1 protein-coding gene (only partly in view) is annotated in these 18,561 nt (G+C 67.4%); it reads left to right on the forward strand.

What is annotated here, in order from left to right; genetic code table 11:
- Positions 1-18,561, forward strand: the 5' portion of a protein-coding gene (locus BUA26_RS20155) for a non-ribosomal peptide synthetase (RefSeq protein WP_072761266.1). The gene runs 13,542 nt beyond the window's last position; 18,561 of the gene's 32,103 nt are visible here — the first part of the coding sequence; it begins with the start codon at positions 1-3; its stop codon lies beyond the right edge, outside the window.

Raw genomic sequence — 18,561 nt, forward strand, 5'->3', positions numbered from 1 at the left:
ATGAACGTCGGTCAGATCCCGCAAAGCCAGCCGTCTCCCGCACGCGAGGACATCGCCATCGTCGGCATGTCGTGCCGCCTTCCGGGCGCCGAAAACTACCAGCAGTACTGGCGCAACCTTAGTGAGGGACGCTCCAGTGTGAGCGAGGTGCCGGCGAGCCGCTGGGACGGGGCCGCGTTCTATGCAGCCGACGTGAGCGAGCCGAACAAGTCGACCAGCAAATGGGGCGGCTTTATCGACGGCGTGGAGTACTTCGACGCCGACTTCTTCGGCGTGTCAGCGCGCGAAGCGGCGGTGATGGACCCGCAGCAGCGCATCATGCTCGAGCAGGCATGGCATTGCCTGGAGGATGCCGGCTACGACCCGTGCGGATTCAGCGGTACCCGTACCGGCGTCTATATCGGTGTCTTCACCTTCGACTATCGCGATCACCTGGGCGACGCGCTCGACGCCATCGAGGCTCACGTCGCGACCGGCACGCACACCGCGCTGATCCCCAATCGCATCTCCTATTTCCTCAATCTGCACGGCCCCAGCCTGCCGGTTGACACTGCGTGTTCGAGTTCGCTGGTGGCGCTGCACAAGGCTGCCCACGCCATCCGCCGCGGCGAATGCGAGCAGGCGCTGGTGGGCGGGGTGAGCGTTCTATGCAGCCCCACGCATTTCATCTCGTTCTCCAAGACCGGCATGCTCTCGCCGGACGGCAGCTGCAAGACCTTCGACGAGCGTGCGAACGGTTATGTGCGCGGCGAAGGCGCGGCCATGGTGCTGCTCAAGCCACTGGCGAAGGCCATCGCCGACAACGACCGGATCCTGGCTGTACTGCGCGGCTCGGCCATGAACCACGGCGGCCACGCACGCACGGTCACCTATCCGAGTTCGCTCGCGCAGTCGAACGTTATCGCGCAAGCCCTGCGCGAAGCCGCCGTGCCGGTGGGCACGGTGAGCTACGTGGAGGCGCACGGTACCGGCACGCCCAAGGGCGATCCGATCGAGATCGAAGGGCTGAAGATGGCTTTCGCCCGCGTCGCTGCCGAGCGCGGCGAGGTGCTGGACGAGCGCACCTGCGGCATCGGCAGTGTCAAGACCAACGTCGGCCACCTCGAAGCAGTAGCGGGGATGGCCGGCCTGATCAAGACCATCCTGTGCATGCGGCACGGGGTGTTGCCGCCCCTGGTGCACTATCGCAAGCTCAATCCGCGCATCGCGCTGGACGGGAGTCCGTTCTTCATCGTCGACGAAGCCCAGCCCTGGGCGACCCGCATCACGGAAGATGGCCAGCCGATCCCGCGCCGGGCAGGCATCAGTTCCTTCGGCTTTGGCGGTGTGAATTCGCACGTCGTGGTCGAGGAGTACCTCGGCGGCAATGCGCCGGCCGACGCGGCGCCATTGTCGCGCACGCCCGCGTGCATCGTGCTTTCCGCGAAAACCGCGTCGGTGTTGCGCGAGCGCGTGCGACAGCTGTTCGATGCGCTCGCTTCCGGCGACATCGGCGAGAAGGACTTGGCCGACCTGGCGTACACGCTCCAGGTAGGGCGGCAGGCGATGGCGGCGCGCCTGGCCACGGTGGTCGATACGGTGGCGACGCTGTGCGAGCGGCTGGAGCGGTGGCTTGCCGATGATACGAACGACGGAAGCGTCTTCATCGGCGAGCTCACGGCCGAGATGATGGCATCGGCCGCCGACGTGCCGCCGGTGTCGCCCGATGTTGATCTCATGGCGACGGCGCAGCGCTGGGTGCACGGCCAGGCCTTCGACTGGGCCGCTCTGCACGTGTCCGGCTCACGCCGGCGCCTGGCCTTGCCGACCTATCCGTTCGTCAGGGAAAAGCACTGGATCGAGATGAAGGCCGCGCCCGGCGCGCAGGCGGCAATCCATCCGCTCCTGCACAGCAACACCTCAAACGTCGCGGGGCTTCGCTTCACCAGCCGCTTCACGGGGCGCGAGAGCTTTCTCGCCGACCACGTCGTGCTCGCGCGGCGTACCCTGCCGGCCGCGGCCCAGTTGGAGATGGTCCGCTGCGCGGCGGAGCTCGCATTCGCCACCGCAGGCAGTTGTCGCGTGGAGAACGTCGTGTGGCTGCGTCCCTTCGTGACGGGAGACGAGCCCAGGGAATGCCACGTTGCGCTGTTTCCCGAAGGAGAGGGACGCTTCGCTTTCGAGATCTACGACGATATCGACGACGGTACCGTCTATAGCCAAGGCGTGGTGGTGAAGCGGGCATCCGACCCGGACGCCGTCACCCATGACCTCACGTCGATACGCGCGCACTGCGGCCGTCCTCGTCGCGATGCGAACGCGTACTACGCGTTGTTCGAGCGCATGGGTCTCGCCTACGGACCCGCGCATCGCTCGCTGGGCGAATTTTTCGTCGGTGAAGCGGAAGCGCTGGCGCGCATCGTCCTTCCCGAGACGTCGAAGTCGTCGCAAGGCGATTACAGTTTGCACCCCAGCGTACTCGACGCGGCGCTGCAAGCGGCCATCGCCTGTCTCGTGGAGCAAGACCCCGATGCCGGGCTCGCGCTTCCGTTCGCGCTCGCATCGCTGGAAATCATGGCGCCATGCAACGCCGACCTGTGGGCGGTGATTCGCCGCGAACCCGGTCATAGCCCGGGCGATGCGCTGAACCGGTTCGAGATCGACCTGTGCAGCGACGCCGGCGCCGTATGCGCACGTCTTGGCGGCTTCTGCCTGCGCACGGTGAATCCGGCGCACGAGGAGACAACGCGAACGGCGTTGCTCGTGCCCGCGTGGCATGCGCGGTCCGCGATGATCGGGGCAGGTGGCCATGCGCAACACATGGTCATGCTTTGCGCCGGTGCGCCGTCGGCCGACCTACAGCTGCGCCTGCATGGCGTGACCTGCATCGACATCGACGATGACGACGATACGGCGCGGCGCTACGAATCGGCAGCCGCGCTGCTGCTGGAAAATATCCAGGCCATGGTCCGGCAGCCCGGGCGGCACCTGATTCAGATCGTCGTGCCGCAAACGAGCGATGGGCGGCTCATGGGTGGCCTCGGTGGCCTGCTGCTTACCGCACAGCGCGAGAACCCGCGCGTCGTTGGCCAGGTGATCGAGCTCGAGGCGGGGCAGGACATCGCTCAGGCCATCATCGAGAACCGTGACAGCCTCGCTTCGCGCATTCGCTACGTGGGCGGCGTGCGACAGGAGGGGCATTGGACGGAAGCCACGCCGCCATCCACCACAAGCTCGCCTTGGAAGGCCGGTGGCACTTATCTCATCACCGGTGGCGCTGGCGGCCTGGGGCGCATCCTCGCGCGCCGGATCGCCGCTGAAGCAAAGGGCGCCACGCTGGTGCTCACCGGGCGTTCGCCATCGACGGATGCGTTGGAAGCCAGCTTCGCCGACATCGTGGCGGCAGGCGCCACGGTGCGCTATCGCCAGCTCGATATGGGTGACGGCGCGGCGGTGAACCGCCTTGTTCGCCAACTCGCCGCGACGGCCGGCGGCTTGCACGGCATCGTCCATGCGGCGGGCGTCCTGCGCGACAGCCTGCTCGTGCGCAAGACGCGCGACGAACTGCGCGAGGTGCTGCGTGCGAAAGTCGCGGGCACGCTGCACCTCGACGCGGCCAGCCGCGACCTGGATCTCGACGTTTTTATCTGCTTCGCCTCGACTTCCGGCGCGCTCGGCAATGTGGGACAGGCCGACTACGCAGCGGCCAACGCCTTTATGGATGTCTTCGCCCGCCAGCGGGTGGAACGTGTCGCCCAGGGCCTGCGCCGGGGCCGCACGCTGTCGGTGGACTGGCCGCTGTGGGCAGAGGGTGGCATGCGGGTTGATGAAGCGACCCGCGCGGAGATGATCGCGCAGACCGGCCTGGTACCGCTGCGCACCGTCAGCGGTCTCGCCGCACTGGAGCAGGCGCTTGCGCTGGACGTGCCGCAGGTGCTGGTTGCCGAGGGAGCGATCGCGCGCTTCATGGCCGGGCTCACGCATGTGCCGGCCGCACCGTCGGCAACCGCGGGCTCGGCAGGCACGCTTTCCGACGAGCTGCGCGACAAGGCCGTGCGCTATTTCGTCCGCCTGCTGGCCGGCACGCTCAAGCGGCCGGCCGAGAGCATCGACGCGAAGGCGCGGCTGGAAGCCTACGGCATCGATTCGATCCTGGTGATGGAACTGACCCGTTCGCTGGAACAGGTGTTCGGGCCGCTGTCCAAGACCTTGCTGTTCGAATACCAGACCATCGCCGACGTCGCCGGACATTTCCTCGACGAGCATCGTGACCGCCTGAGCGAAGTGCTGGGCGAGAACGCGCAGGACGCTGCGGTAACAGTCGCGCCGCGGCATGCCGCCGAACCTGTGCAGGCACCGGCGTCGCTCCGCCCTCGCTTCGGCACGGAGCAGGGCACGCGCGGTGACGTGGCGAGGGTGGTGCCGGATGCTTCCGCGAACACCGTCGGCGAGATCGCCATCATCGGCGTGGCCGGGCGCTATCCGCAGGCCGCCGATCTCGAAGCCTTCTGGGCGAACCTGAGCCAGGGCAAGGACAGCATCACCGAGATTCCGCCCGAACGCTGGGACTACCGCGATTACTACGACGCGGACCGCGACGCGCCGGGCAAGACCTACGGCAAGTGGGGCGGCTTTATCGACGGCGTGGACCGCTTCGATCCCTTGTTCTTCAATATCTCCCCGCGCGAAGCGGAATTGATGGATCCGCAGGAGCGGCTATTCCTCGAATGCGTGCACGCGACGCTGGAGGATGCGGGCTACACGCGCGACAACGTGGCCGAAGACGGCAACGTCGGCGTGTTCGCCGGTGTGATGTACGAGGAGTACCAGCTCTACGGCGCGCAAGAGCAGGCCCGCGGCAACAACCTCGCGGTGTTCAACAGCCCCGCGTCGGTGGCCAATCGCGTCTCTTACTTCTGCAACTTCAACGGCCCGAGCCTGGCGCTGGACACCATGTGCTCGTCGTCATTGACGGCGATCCATCTGGCTTGCCAGAGCATCCAGCGTGGCGACTGCGCGGTGGCGTTGGCGGGCGGCGTCAACGTCTCGATCCACCCGAACAAATACCTGATGCTGGCCCAGGGTCGCTTTATCTCGGGCAAGGGCCGCTGCGAGAGTTTCGGCGAGGGCGGCGAAGGCTACGTGCCGGGTGAGGGCGTCGGTGCCGTGTTGTTGAAGTCACTGGCACAAGCGAAGGCCGATGGCGACCACATCTACGGCGTGATCCGCGCCACTGCGGTCAACCACGGCGGCAAGACCAACGGCTACACGGTGCCGAACCCCAACGCGCAGGCGCGGGTGGTCGAGCGCGCGTTGCGCCGGGGTGGTGTCGATGCGCGTGCGATCAGTTACATCGAGGCACACGGCACGGGCACCAGTCTTGGCGATCCGATCGAGATCGCAGGGCTAGCCAAGGCCTTCCGCCACTGGACGCGGGACACGGGCTACTGCGCGATCGGTTCGGCGAAGTCGAACATCGGTCATTGCGAGAGCGCGGCGGGTATCGCCGGCATCACCAAGGTGCTGCTGCAACTGAAGCATCGGCAGTTGGCGCCGAGCCTGCATTCGGCCGTGTTGAATCCGAATATCGATTTCGACACCACGCCGTTCGTGGTGCAGCAGGAACTGGCCGCATGGCCGCGGCCGGTGATCGATGGCCACGAACGGCCGCGCATTGCAGGCATCTCCTCGTTCGGCGCAGGCGGTGCGAACGCCCACGTGGTGATCGAGGAATACACGGCGCCGGTTCTGGCGACAGCGACGGGGCCGGCCCTGGTGGTGTTCTCGGCCCGGCACGAGGATCGCCTGCGCGAGCAGGCCGAACGCCTGCTCGCCGCCATCGAAGTGAATCCGGAGCTGCCGCTGCACGACCTGGCGTACACGCTGCAGGTCGGCCGCGAAGCGATGGACGAACGCCTCGCGCTGCTGGTCCATTCGCTGGACGAACTGCGCGCGAAGCTCACCGCCCACCTCGCAGGGGACACGGCGATCGACGGCGTTTACCGCGGACAGGTACGCCGCAACAAGGAAGCCTTGTCGGCCTTCGCCGGCGATGACGACGTGGACGCCATCGTCGATGCGTGGATCGCCCGCGGCAAATTCGGCAAGTTGCTGGACCTGTGGGTGAAGGGCCTCGCGATCGACTGGCGACGCCTGCGCGGCGACACGCCAGTGCGGCGCATCAGCCTGCCGACCTATCCGTTCGCCCGCGAGCGCTACTGGATCCAGACCGGTGATGTGCGGCCGGCCATGGCCGCCGCGGCCGGCACCAACCTGCATCCTCTGCTGCAGCGGAACACCTCGGATATCGAAGGGCCGCGCTTCAGTGCCCGCTTCAGCGGCCATGAATTCTTCTTCGCCGACCACGTAGTGCGTGGCACGCGGATGCTGCCGGGGGTCGCTCAGCTGGAGATGGCTCGACGGGCAATCATCGAGGTCGCCGGTGCGGGCTTCGAGCCGTGCCTGAAGAACGTGTCATGGATGCGGCCGATCGTCGCCGGTTCCGAAGGCATCGCGCTGCATGTCTCGCTGTATCCGGAGGCGGACGGTGCCATCGGCTTCGAGATCCACGGCGATGACGACGAAGGCCTCATCTACGCGCAAGGCACGGCTTTCGATGGACACGCCGCGGAAGCGGTGGCGGGTCACGACCTGGCCGCATTGCGTCAGTCGTGCACCTCGACGCATACGACGGAGGAATGCTACGCGGCGTTCTCGCGCATGGGCCTGAACTACGGCCCTGCCTTCCAGGGCGTACGCGAACTCCACACCGGTGCAGGACGCGTGCTCGCACGCATCGCCGTGCCCACAGCGGCGCCCGCCGACGGTTACGAGTTGCATCCCAGTCTGCTCGACGCCGCGTTCCAGGCCACGTTGGGCTTGCAATTTCCCGTGTCCGCGGCGGCGGTGCCGCAGGTGCCGTTCGCCCTCGGCGGCCTGCGCGTGTTGCGTTCGTGCGCGGACGTTGCATGGGCCGTGGTTCGTTACAGCAACGGCAGCAGCGCACGCCAGACCGTACCGAGACTCGACATCGACCTCTGCAACGAGCTGGGCGCCGTCTGCGTGCGCCTTACCGAAGTCGCTCTGCGCGCGATGGCGGCCGAGGCCAGCGAGCCCGCCACACCCCGCACCTTGCTGCTGGAACAAGCATGGACGGTGAAGGCGGCGCAGGCCGTTATCGGCGAACCGTTGGCGAGTCACCTCGTGATGGCCTGTGGCGTCGACATGGGTAACGCCATGCACGGACTGCCCGGTGCAACGCTGGTCGTTGCTTCCGTGGACGGCGGCTTGGCGGCGCGTTTTGAAGCGGCGGCAGCCATGCTGCTCGAACGACTGCAGTCGCTGACGACGCAAGCCGGCATGCACCGCGTGCAGCTGGTGGTGCCATCCGAGGGCGACAACCGACCGATGGCCGGCCTGCTCGGCATGCTGCGCACAGCTGCATTGGAAAACCCGCGCATCCTCGGCCAGCTGGTCGCGGTGGAATCCGGACAGGACGTGGCGGCGGCGCTGCTGGAAAACCGCGACGATGACGCACGTCACGTGCGCTACGTCGGCGGCGAACGCCAGGTCGCGAGCTGGGCGGAATGCCCGCCTGCGGCAGCCGTATCGCCATGGAAGGATCATGGCGTCTATCTCGTTACCGGCGGCGCCGGCGGGCTCGGCTCGATCTTCGCCGAGGCGATCGCCCGCGAAGTGCGCAACCCGGTGCTGGTGTTGACTGGCCGATCGACGCCTGACGAGCGCATCCTGGCTACGATCCGCCGCCTGGAGGCGCTCGGTGCGGTGGTGCGCTATCACGTCATCGACGTCGCCGATGTTGATGCGTTGACCGGCGTGGTGCGCGGCATTCCCGAGGAATTCGAAAGCCTCGACGGCGTCGTCCATGCTGCGGGCGTGCTGCGCGACGGCTACCTCGCGGGCAAGACCCGGCAACATCTGCGTGACGTGTTCGCCGCCAAGGTGGCGGGTACCTTGAATCTCGATGACGCTACCCGCGACATCCCCCTCGACTGTTTCGTCTGCTTCTCGTCGATCGCAGGTGCGGCCGGCAACGTGGGGCAGGCGGACTACGCCGCGGCCAACGCGTTCATGGATGCGTTCGCACAGGAGCGTGCCGACCGCGTGGTGCGCGGCGAGCGCCACGGCCGCACGTTGTCGGTGAACTGGCCGCTGTGGGCAGAGGGTGGCATGCGCGCCGATGAGGCGACCCGCGCCATGCTGGCGAGGCAGTGGGGCATGCATGCGATGGGCACAACGAATGGCGTGGAAGCGCTGCGCCGCGCGCTGGCGACGGGCCTGAGCCAGGTGCTGGTGATCGAGGGTGAGCCCGCGCGCATCCGCGAAGTATTCCTCGGCGCGCCGCGTATAGCAGCGACACCGGCATCGCGCTCGGTGGTGGCATCGGCCGATCCGTCTGCTCCCTCCACGCAAACGCTACGCGATCCGCTCAAGCGCGCGCTCACGGCGATGGTCTCGTCGCTGATCAAGGTGAAGCCGGAAGACCTCGACGGCGATACCTCGCTCAGCGAATACGGTTTCGATTCGATCTCGCTGACCGGCTTTGCCAACGCGCTGAACCGGCAGTACGGCCTTGAGCTGATGCCGACGCTCTTCTTCGAGTACCCCACGCTGGATGGCCTTGCCGGGTACCTGGAGCGCGAGCATCGCGATGTGCTGGCTGCGCGTTTCGCGGCGCCGGCCGTAGCGGCGCCCGTTCCGGCTTCGGTGGTACACGCGGCCAATGACGAATCCATTCCTGCATCCACCCGCGCACGCACTCGCCGCGGTTTCGCCGCCGCAGTAGTCGCGCCGTCGCCCACGGCGAAGGAACCGGTGGCGATCGTCGGCATCAGCGGCCGCTTTCCACAGGCCGAGGACATCGACGCGTTCTGGCGCAATCTGGCCGAGGGCCGCGACTGCATCGGCGAGTTGCCCCCCGCGCGGGCGGACTGGCTGGCGTGGCATGGCGAACGCTCGCCGGCAGGGCACGCGGCGCGTGCCGTGCGCGGCGGCTTTATCGACGGCGTGGACGAGTTCGATCCGGCGTTCTTCGGCATCTCGCCGAAGGAAGCCGAGCTGATGGATCCGCAGCAGCGGCTGATGATGATCCACGTGTGGAAGGCGCTGGAGGACGCGGGCTATGCCGCCTCTGCGCTGGCGGGCAGCGACCTTGGCCTCTACGTGGGCACCATGCCCAGTGGCTATGCCACGCTTGCCAGCCGCGCCGGTGCGGCGATTGAAGGGTATTCGTCAACCGGCACGGTGGCCTCGGTCGGTCCCAACCGGATGAGCTACTTCCTCGGCGTACATGGGCCGAGCGAGCCGGTGGAAACCGCGTGTTCGAGCTCGCTGGTCGCGCTGCGCCGCGCGGTGCTCGCGCTCGAGCGCGGGGATTGCGCGATGGCCGTTGCGGGCGGCGTCAACACCATCGTCAATCCCGAATTGCATATCAGCTTCGAGCGGGCCGGCATGCTCAGCGAGGATGCCCGCTGCAAGACCTTCTCGGCCGACGCCAATGGCTACGTGCGCAGTGAAGGCGTGGCGATGCTGGTGTTGAAAAAGCTCTCCGACGCCGAGCGCGACGGTGACCATATCTACGGCCTGGTGCGCGGCACCGCGGAGAACCACGGCGGCCGCGCCAACTCCCTCACGGCGCCGAATCCCGCGGCGCAGGCGGCGGTGATCCGTCGCGCGCACGAGGTGGCCGGGATCGATCCGCGCACGGTGACCTATATCGAGGCGCATGGCACCGGCACGCCGCTAGGCGATCCGGTGGAAGTGAACGGCTTGAAGGCCGCCTTCCGCGAGCTTTACGTGGCGACCGGCGAGAGCAGTGTCGCCGCCGCGCACTGCGGGCTGGGTTCGGTGAAGACCAATATCGGCCATCTCGAACTCGCTGCGGGTGTTGCTGGCGTGGTGAAGGTGCTGTTGCAGATGAAGCACCGCACGCTGGTGAAGAGCCTGCATGCCGAGGTGCTCAATCCCTATATCGATCTGGCGGGCAGCCCGTTCCATGTGGTGACCGACGCCCGCGAGTGGACGGCGCTGCGCGATGCGCAGGGCCGTCCGGTGCCGCGGCGTGCGGGCGTGAGTTCGTTCGGCTTCGGCGGTGTCAATGCGCACGTGGTGCTGGAGGAGTACATCGCACCCGTGATGGACGTTGTCACCACCACCGGTCCGGTAGCCGTGCTGCTGTCCGCTCGCGATAGCGAGCGCTTGCACGAACAAGTACAACGCCTCGCCGACTTCGTCGCAGCGCCCGCGACGCCCGTCGCGCTGGCCGATCTTGGCTACACCTTGCAGACCGGTCGCGAGCCGATGGCGGAGCGCCTCGGCTTCGTCGCCACCTCGCTGGACGACCTGCATGGCAAGCTGGCGCGCTTTCTGGATGGCACCGGCGAAGCGCATCGCGGCAGGGCCGACAAACCACGGGATGCCGCCGGCGAAGGCATGGACGGCACGATCCAGGAGTGGATCGCGCAAGGCCGGCTGGATGCGCTGGTGGGACTGTGGGTGCAGGGCCATGCCATCGATTGGCGCCGCCTGCACGCGGGTCGCACGCCGCGCCGCATCAGCCTGCCGACGTATCCGTTCGCCACGGAGCGGTACTGGGTGTCGCCGGACGCGGGCGCGTCACGCGCAAGCGCGGCGGTGCTGCATCCGCTCGTACAGAACAATACGTCGACGCTGGCAGGACCGCGCTTCAGCAGCCGCTTCGGCGGGAACGAGATCGTGCTTGCCGACCATCGCGTCGGCGGCCGCGCGGTGTTGCCTGGAGTTGCCCAGTTGGAAATGGCCCGCTTCGCAGTGGGCACGGCGATGGAGTCCGGCGCCACGCTGCATCTGAAAGATGTCGCATGGATGCGGCCCGTGATCGCCGGCGACGAGGGCGTGGCACTGCACCTGTCGCTGTATCCGGAAGACGGCGGCAAAGTCGCTTATGAACTTCATGCCGACGATGACACGGGTCTGGTCTACGGCCACGGTACGGTCAGCACGATGGCCAGCGGGCCGGCTCCGGTTGCCCATGACATGGTGGCCTTGCGCGCACGCTGCGCGTCGCGGCATTTCGACGCCGCGACGTGCTATGCCGTGTTCGACGCGATGGGTCTGGGCTATGGCGAAGGCTTCCGTGGCCTGGTCGAACTGTTTGCCGGTGACGGCGTAGCGCTCGCCAGGCTTGCATTGCCGGAAGCCTGGCGGACCGAAGGGAGCGCCTATGCATGGCCACCGGGTATGCTCGATGCGGCCCTGCAGGCATCCATCGGCCTGTACCTCGGCGCAGGCGGCGACACGCCGCCGCTGATGCTGCCGGTATCGCTGGCGGCGCTCGACGTGCTGGGGCCGTGCGCGAACGCGATGTGGGCAGTGGTGCGGCAGGGCGACGTCACCGGTGAGGTGGACATCGATCTGTGCGGCGACGATGGCGTGCCGTGCTTGCGCTTCCGCAAGCTCACCTTCCGCAGCGCGGAGCCGGGCGTTTCCGCGCCTGTTCCAGCAGCGATCGATCATGCGCTGGAGCCCCCCGCCAGCGACATCCTTCCCGAAGCAGGGCCTGCCGTCGCGATGGCGAGCAGGGCCGAGGATGACGACGGTTTCCTGGAGCGCGCCACGCGCCACTTCGAACGATTTCTGTCGACCGCACTGAAGCTGCCCCTGCAGCGGATCGATCGCCGCGCGCGCATGGAGACCTACGGCATCGACTCGCTGATGGTGCTCGACCTGACGCGCTCGCTGGAGAAAACCTTCGGCCCGCTGCCGAAGACGCTGTTCTTCGAATACCAGACCCTGGCGGACCTGGCGGCCTACTTCGCACGGCAGCATCGCGAGGCGCTGGCGGCATTGCTCGGCGAACGGCGAAGCGTGGCCGCCGTCGCGTTGTCGCCGGTCGCAACGAAGGTCGAGAAGGCGAGCTCCTTGCACCCGGCAAGTCGGGCGCGTTACGACATGCGCAGCCGCGCCGACAGGGCAGGCGGCGAAGATGCCGGTGCCATCGCCATCATCGGCGTGGCCGGACGCTATCCGCAGGCCGCCGATCTCGAAGCCTTCTGGGCGAACCTGAGCCAGGGCGTCGACAGCATCACCGAGATACCCGTCGACCGCTGGGATCACGCGCTTTACTTCGACGAGGATCGCAACGCGCCGGGCAAGACCTACGGCAAGTGGGGCGGTTTCCTTGACGGCGTGGACCGCTTCGATCCCTTGTTCTTCAATATCTCGCCGCGCGAAGCGGAGTTGATGGATCCGCAGGAGCGGCTGTTCCTCGAATGCGTGCACGCGACGCTGGAAGATGCGGGCTACACGCGCGACAACGTGGCCGAGGGCGGCAACGTCGGCGTGTTCGCCGGTGTGATGTACGAGGAATACCAGCTCTACGGTGCGCAGGAGCAGGTGCGCGGCAAGCCCCTGGCGGTGTCGGGCCATCCGGCGTCCATCGCCAATCGCGTCTCTTACTTCTGCAACTTCCGCGGCCCGAGCCTGGCGTTGGACACCATGTGCTCGTCGTCATTGACGGCAATCCATCTGGCTTGCCAGAGCATCCAGCGCGGCGACTGCGCGGTGGCGTTGGCGGGCGGCGTCAACGTGTCGATCCACCCGAACAAATACCTGATGCTGGCCCAGGGTCGCTTTATCTCGGGCAAGGGCCGCTGCGAGAGCTTCGGCGAGGGCGGCGAAGGCTACGTGCCGGGCGAGGGTGTGGGGGCGGTGCTGTTGAAATCGCTGGCCCAGGCCCAGGCCGATGGCGACCACATCTACGGTGTGATTCGCGCCACCGCGGTCAACCACGGCGGCAAGACCAACGGCTACACGGTGCCGAACCCCAACGCGCAGGCGGAAGTGATCGAGCGCGCCCTGCGCAAGGGCGGCGTGGATGCCCGTCATATCAGCTATATCGAAGCGCATGGCACGGGCACCAGCCTGGGCGATCCGATCGAGATCGCCGGTTTGTCGAAGGCCTTCGGTCATTGGACGCAGGACAAGGGCTACTGCGCGATCGGTTCGGCAAAATCGAACATCGGTCATTGCGAGAGCGCGGCGGGTATCGCCGGCGTCACCAAGGTGCTGCTGCAACTGAAGCATCGGCAATTGGCGCCGAGCCTTCATTCGGCCGTGTTGAATCCGAATATCGATTTCGACACCACGCCGTTCGTAGTGCAACAGGAACTGGCCGCATGGCCGCGGCCGGTGATCGATGGCCGCGAACGCAGCCGCATCGCTGGTATCTCGTCCTTCGGTGCGGGCGGTGCGAATGCCCACGTGCTGATCGAGGAATACGTCGAAACGGTTGCGAATGCGCAGGAAAGCGGCCCCGCGATCGTGCCGCTGTCGGCGCGCGACGAGGACCGGCTGCGCGAACAGGTGCAGCGGTTGCTCGCAGCGATCGAGGCGAATCCGACGCTTCCGTTGCACCATCTTGCGTACACGCTGCAGGTCGGTCGCGAAGCGATGGACGAACGTCTTGCGCTGCTGGTGCATTCGCTGGACGAACTGCGCGACAAGCTGGCGGCCTGGCTCACCGGCGAGACCGCTATCGACGAGTTGTACCAGGGCCAGGCCAAGCGCAATCGCGATGCCCTGGCTGAGCTGACCGACGATGCCGATATGGACGGCACGGTGCGGGCCTGGCTGGTCAAGGGCAAGCATGGCAAGTTGCTCGCGCTGTGGACGAAGGGCCTGGCATTCGACTGGCGCAGCCTGCATGGCGACCGCCATGCGCGCCGCGTCAGCCTGCCGAGCTATCCGTTCGCCCGTGAGCGCTACTGGCTTCCTTTGGGTACGGCGCCGTCGGTCGCATTACCCGCCGCGGCGCTACATCCGCTGCTGCACCGGAATACCTCGACGTTCGCCCTGCAGCGCTTCAGCTCGCACTTCACGGGCCGCGAGTCCTTTCTTGCCGATCACGTGGTGCGTGGCAGCTGCGTGCTGCCCGGCGTCGCGCAACTGGAGATGGTGGTTCGGGCCGTCCGTGAGGCGCTGGATGGCGACGAGCCACTGAGGCTGGTGGACGTGGCGTGGCAGCGACCGGTGGTGGTCGATGCGGATGGGTTGGACGTGCACGTCGGCTTGCTGCCGCAGGACGATGGCGCGATCCGCTTCGAGATATTCCATGACGAAGCCATGGTGTGCGCCGAAGGTTCGGTTGAGCTCGTCGCGGCAGGCGAAACGCTGGCGGCATACGACATCGATAGCTTGCGGCAGGCATGCGATGCGCTGCGGCTGGATGCGGCGCAATGCCACTCGGCCTTCGAGCGCATGGGATTGGCCTATGGACCTTCCCTGCGAGCATTGGCGGAGATTTTCGTGGGAGCAGGGCAGGCCCTGGCCCGCATCGCACTGCCGGCCGGCATAAGTCTGGAAGGTTATGCCTTGCATCCGAGCCTGCTGGACGCGGCGCTCCAGGCCACCCTCGGATTGGCGTCGCCCGCGGGCGACACGCTCTGGTTGCCCGCGACGCTCGCCTCGCTGGACATCCATGCCGCATGTACCGCGCGCATGTGGGCCGTGGTGAAGCAGCGTGTTGAGCACGACGCGGCACGACGGACCTTCGATATCGACCTGTGCGACGAAGCAGGCAGGATCTGCGTTCGCTTCGGCGGATTGGTTCTGCGACAGGCAGCGTCCGCCGTGAGCGAAACAGCGCAGGTTCTCCTGGCAACGCCTGCATGGCAGGTCCGGAAGGTCTCCGGTGTCACGGCAGGCATTGCAGCGAAACATGCCGTACTGCTCTGCGGCCTCGCGCCGTCGGAGCTGGAGCAGGTGCGCACGGCGACGACGTTCGCCGACGCGACGAGCATCGCTATTGGTGACGATCTCGTGCAGGCCTACGAAGCGGCGGCCACCGCGCTGCTCGAAATACTCCGCGCATGGGCCACCGAGCCCGGCCCTTGCCTGGTGCAGGTGGTCGTGCCCATGCGGGGCGCCGGCCAGCTTATGGCGGGACTGGAAGGCATGCTGCGCACGGCGCGGCTGGAGAACCCGGGTATCCGCGGGCAGGTGATCTGCGTCGAGGCGGGGCAGGACGTGGCGCGCACGCTCGCGGAAAACAGCGGCGACGACGCCGTATCGATCCGCTACGCGGATGGCGTGCGCCAGGTGGCGGCGTGGGTGGAAGCGGCGCCGGCGCTGGATGCGGTGTCGCCGTGGAAGGCGGGTGGCACCTACCTCATTACCGGTGGGGCCGGCGGCCTCGGCCTGATCTTCGCCCGCGACATCGCGCGGCGAGCGCCGGGTGCGATCCTGGTGTTGACCGGCCGTTCGCCATTGAACGGCGCGACGCAGGCCGCTCTCGACGAACTCGCTGCGCTTGGTGCGCAGGCACGTTATCGCCCGCTCGACGTGGGCGATCGCGAAGCCGTGCTGGCATGCGTGCGCGAGATCGCCGACGCCGATGGGCTGGATGGCATCGTGCACAGCGCAGGTGTGCTGCGCGACGGTTTCATTCTGCGCAAGACGCGTGACGATCTGCGCGACGTGCTGCGTGCGAAGGTCGCCGGCACTTTGTACCTGGACGAGGCGAGCCGCGAGCTCGCCCTCGACGCTTTTATCGTGTTCTCGTCTCTCGCCGGCGCGATCGGTAACGTGGGGCAGGCCGACTACGCGGCGGCGAACGCGTTCATGGATGCCTTCGCTCACCAGCGCAACACGCTGGTCGCGCAGGGTCAACGCCGTGGTCGCACGCTGTCGGTGAACTGGCCGTTGTGGGAGCAGGGCGGCATGCGGGTCGATGCCGCCACGCGGCGCCACCTATGGCAGGAAAAGGGCATGACGCCGCTGGCGACAGCCGACGGCTGCGACGCCCTGGCCTGCGCCTGGTCGCTGGATTCGCCGCAGGTGCTCGTCGTGGCAGGTGACCCGGAACGGCTGCGGGCGGAAGTCCTGGGCGTGGCGCCGATGGTGGCGGCTCGCGCGCCGGATCGCATCGAACAGCGCAGAGCGCCTGCGCCGGAACGACAAGCGGAAAGCCTCGACGCGACGGCGGACGATCTGCGCGAACGCAGCGTGCGCCACCTGGTACGCCTGCTGTCAACCACGCTGAAGCTGCCGCCGCAGCGGATCGACGCCGAGGCGCGGCTGGAGACCTATGGCATCGATTCGGTGATGACGCTGGACCTGACCGCGCGGCTGGAGCAAGCCTTCGGCCCGCTGCCGAAGACGCTGTTCTTCGAATACCAGACGATCGCCGCGCTGGCGGATTATTTCCTGCAACACCATCGCGCGGCGCTCGCCGGGCTGCTCGGCGAAAGTGTCGCCGCGCCTGCGTCCACCGTTGCGGTGTCTGCACCGACGGCACCGGTCGCCACCAGCCGTCTGCGCGCGCGCTTTGCCGCCCGGGCCGACACGCCCGAGGACGGCATCGCCATCATCGGTGTCGCCGGCCGTTACCCGCAGGCCCGCAACCTCGAAGAGTTCTGGGCGAACCTGAGCCAGGGCAAGGACAGCATCACCGAAATCCCGCGCGATCGCTGGGATCACTCGCTGTACTTCGATGCGGATCGCAACGCGCCGGGCAAGACCTACGGCAAATGGGGCGGCTTTATCGACGGCATCGACCGCTTCGATGCGCGCTTCTTCAATATCTCGCCGCGCGAAGCGGAGCTGATGGATCCGCAGGAGCGGCTGTTCCTCGAATGCGTGCACGCCGCGCTGGAAGACGCGGGCTATACGCGCGACAACGTGGCCGAGGACGGCGACGTGGGTGTGTTCGCCGGCGTGATGTACGAGGAATACCAGCTCTACGGCGCGCAGGCGCAGGCGCACGGCCGTTTCGTTGCCGCGCCGGGCAGCCCGGCCTCGATCGCCAATCGGATCTCCTATTTCTGCGACTTCCACGGCCCGAGCCTGGCGCTGGACACCATGTGCTCGTCGTCGTTGACGGCGATCCACCTGGCCTGCGAGAGCCTGTCGCGCGGCGGCTGCGCCGTGGCCATCGCCGGCGGCGTCAACCTGTCGGTGCATCCGAACAAATACCTTGTGCTCGCCCAGGGCAAGTTCATTTCGGCCAAGGGCCGCTGCGAAAGCTTCGGCGAAGGCGGCGAAGGCTATGTGCCAGGCGAGGGCGTGGGCGCGGTGTTGTTGAAACCGTTGGCGCGAGCCAAGGCCGATGGCGACCACATCTACGGTGTGATCAAGGCCAGTGCGGTCAACCACGGCGGCAAGACCAACGGCTATACGGTGCCGAATCCGAATGCGCAGGCGAAGGTGGTCGAGCGCGCCTTGCGCGCCGGTGGCATCGATGCGCGGCACGTCAGCTATATCGAGGCGCATGGCACGGGCACCAGCCTGGGCGATCCGATCGAGATCGCCGGCCTGGCGAAAGCCTTTGGCCATTGGACGCAGGACCGGGGCTACTGCGCGATCGGCTCTGCGAAATCGAACATCGGCCACTGCGAAAGCGCGGCAGGCATCGCCGGACTGACCAAGGTGCTGCTGCAACTCAAGCATCGGCAGCTCGCACCCAGCCTGCATTCGGCAGTGCTGAATCCGAATATCGATTTCGCGGCTACGCCGTTCGTGGTGCAGCAGGAACTCGCGGCGTGGCCGCGGCCGGTGATCCATGGCCGCGAGCGGCCGCGTATCGCTGGCATTTCGTCCTTCGGCGCGGGCGGGGCGAACGCCCATGTGGTAGTCGAGGAATACATGTCGCCGGCCATGGCGCGCGCGTCGGCCGCTCCGGCGATGGTGCTGCTCTCTGCGCGCGACGAGGAACGCTTGCGTGCAAGGGCGCGCGAACTGCTTGCCTGCCTCGCGACGCCAGACATCGAACTGGCGGACCTCGCCTACACGTTGCAGGTCGGCCGCGAAGCCATGGACGAACGGCTCGCGCTGCTGGTGCATTCGCTGGACGAACTGCGCGTCCGACTGGCGGCGTACCTCGCCGGCGAAACGGCCGCTGAAGGTCTGTACCTCGGCCAGGTGCGGCGCGGTGCCGGCGCGCTCGCCGCGTTGGCGGGCGACGACGATATGGCAGGCACGCTGGCGACCTGGTTCGCCCGTGGCAAGTACGACCGCCTGCTCGACCTGTGGACGAAGGGACTGCACGTCGACTGGCAACGCCTCCACGGCGACAGCGAACACCCGCGCCGCATCAGCCTGCCCACCTATCCCTTTGCCGGCGAGCGTCACTGGTTCCCGATGGGCACGACGCCGCTGCCGTCGCGCGTCGAGTCCGCGAGCGTGCCGGAGACACCCGCCGCCGCCAGCGAGACGCTGTTGTTCCGGTCCGCATGGTCGGCCATCGCCAGCGAGCGATCGGGCGATGGTTTCGCCTCGCACTTCATTCTGTTGTGCGGCCTGGAAGACGGGCATGTGGCGCGTATCCGTGAGCGCTTCCCGCAGGCGACCTGCCTTGTCGCGCCGGCGGAAGCGGATCTTGCCGCGTCGTTCGAGTCGGCCGCGGCGACCTTGCTGGAGAAGCTGCAGGCGCTGAGCGCGCAGACGGGTCGGCACTTGATCCAGGTCGTGGTTCCGCGTGAAGGCGAGTGGCAGGCACTGGCGGGACTGGATGGCATGCTGCGCACCGCGCGCCTGGAGCATCCGCGCCTGGTCGGCCAGCTGATCGCGGTGGAGGCGGGGCAGGAT

Source organism: Rhodanobacter sp. OK091, from assembly GCF_900142825.1.
GTDB lineage: Bacteria > Pseudomonadota > Gammaproteobacteria > Xanthomonadales > Rhodanobacteraceae > Rhodanobacter.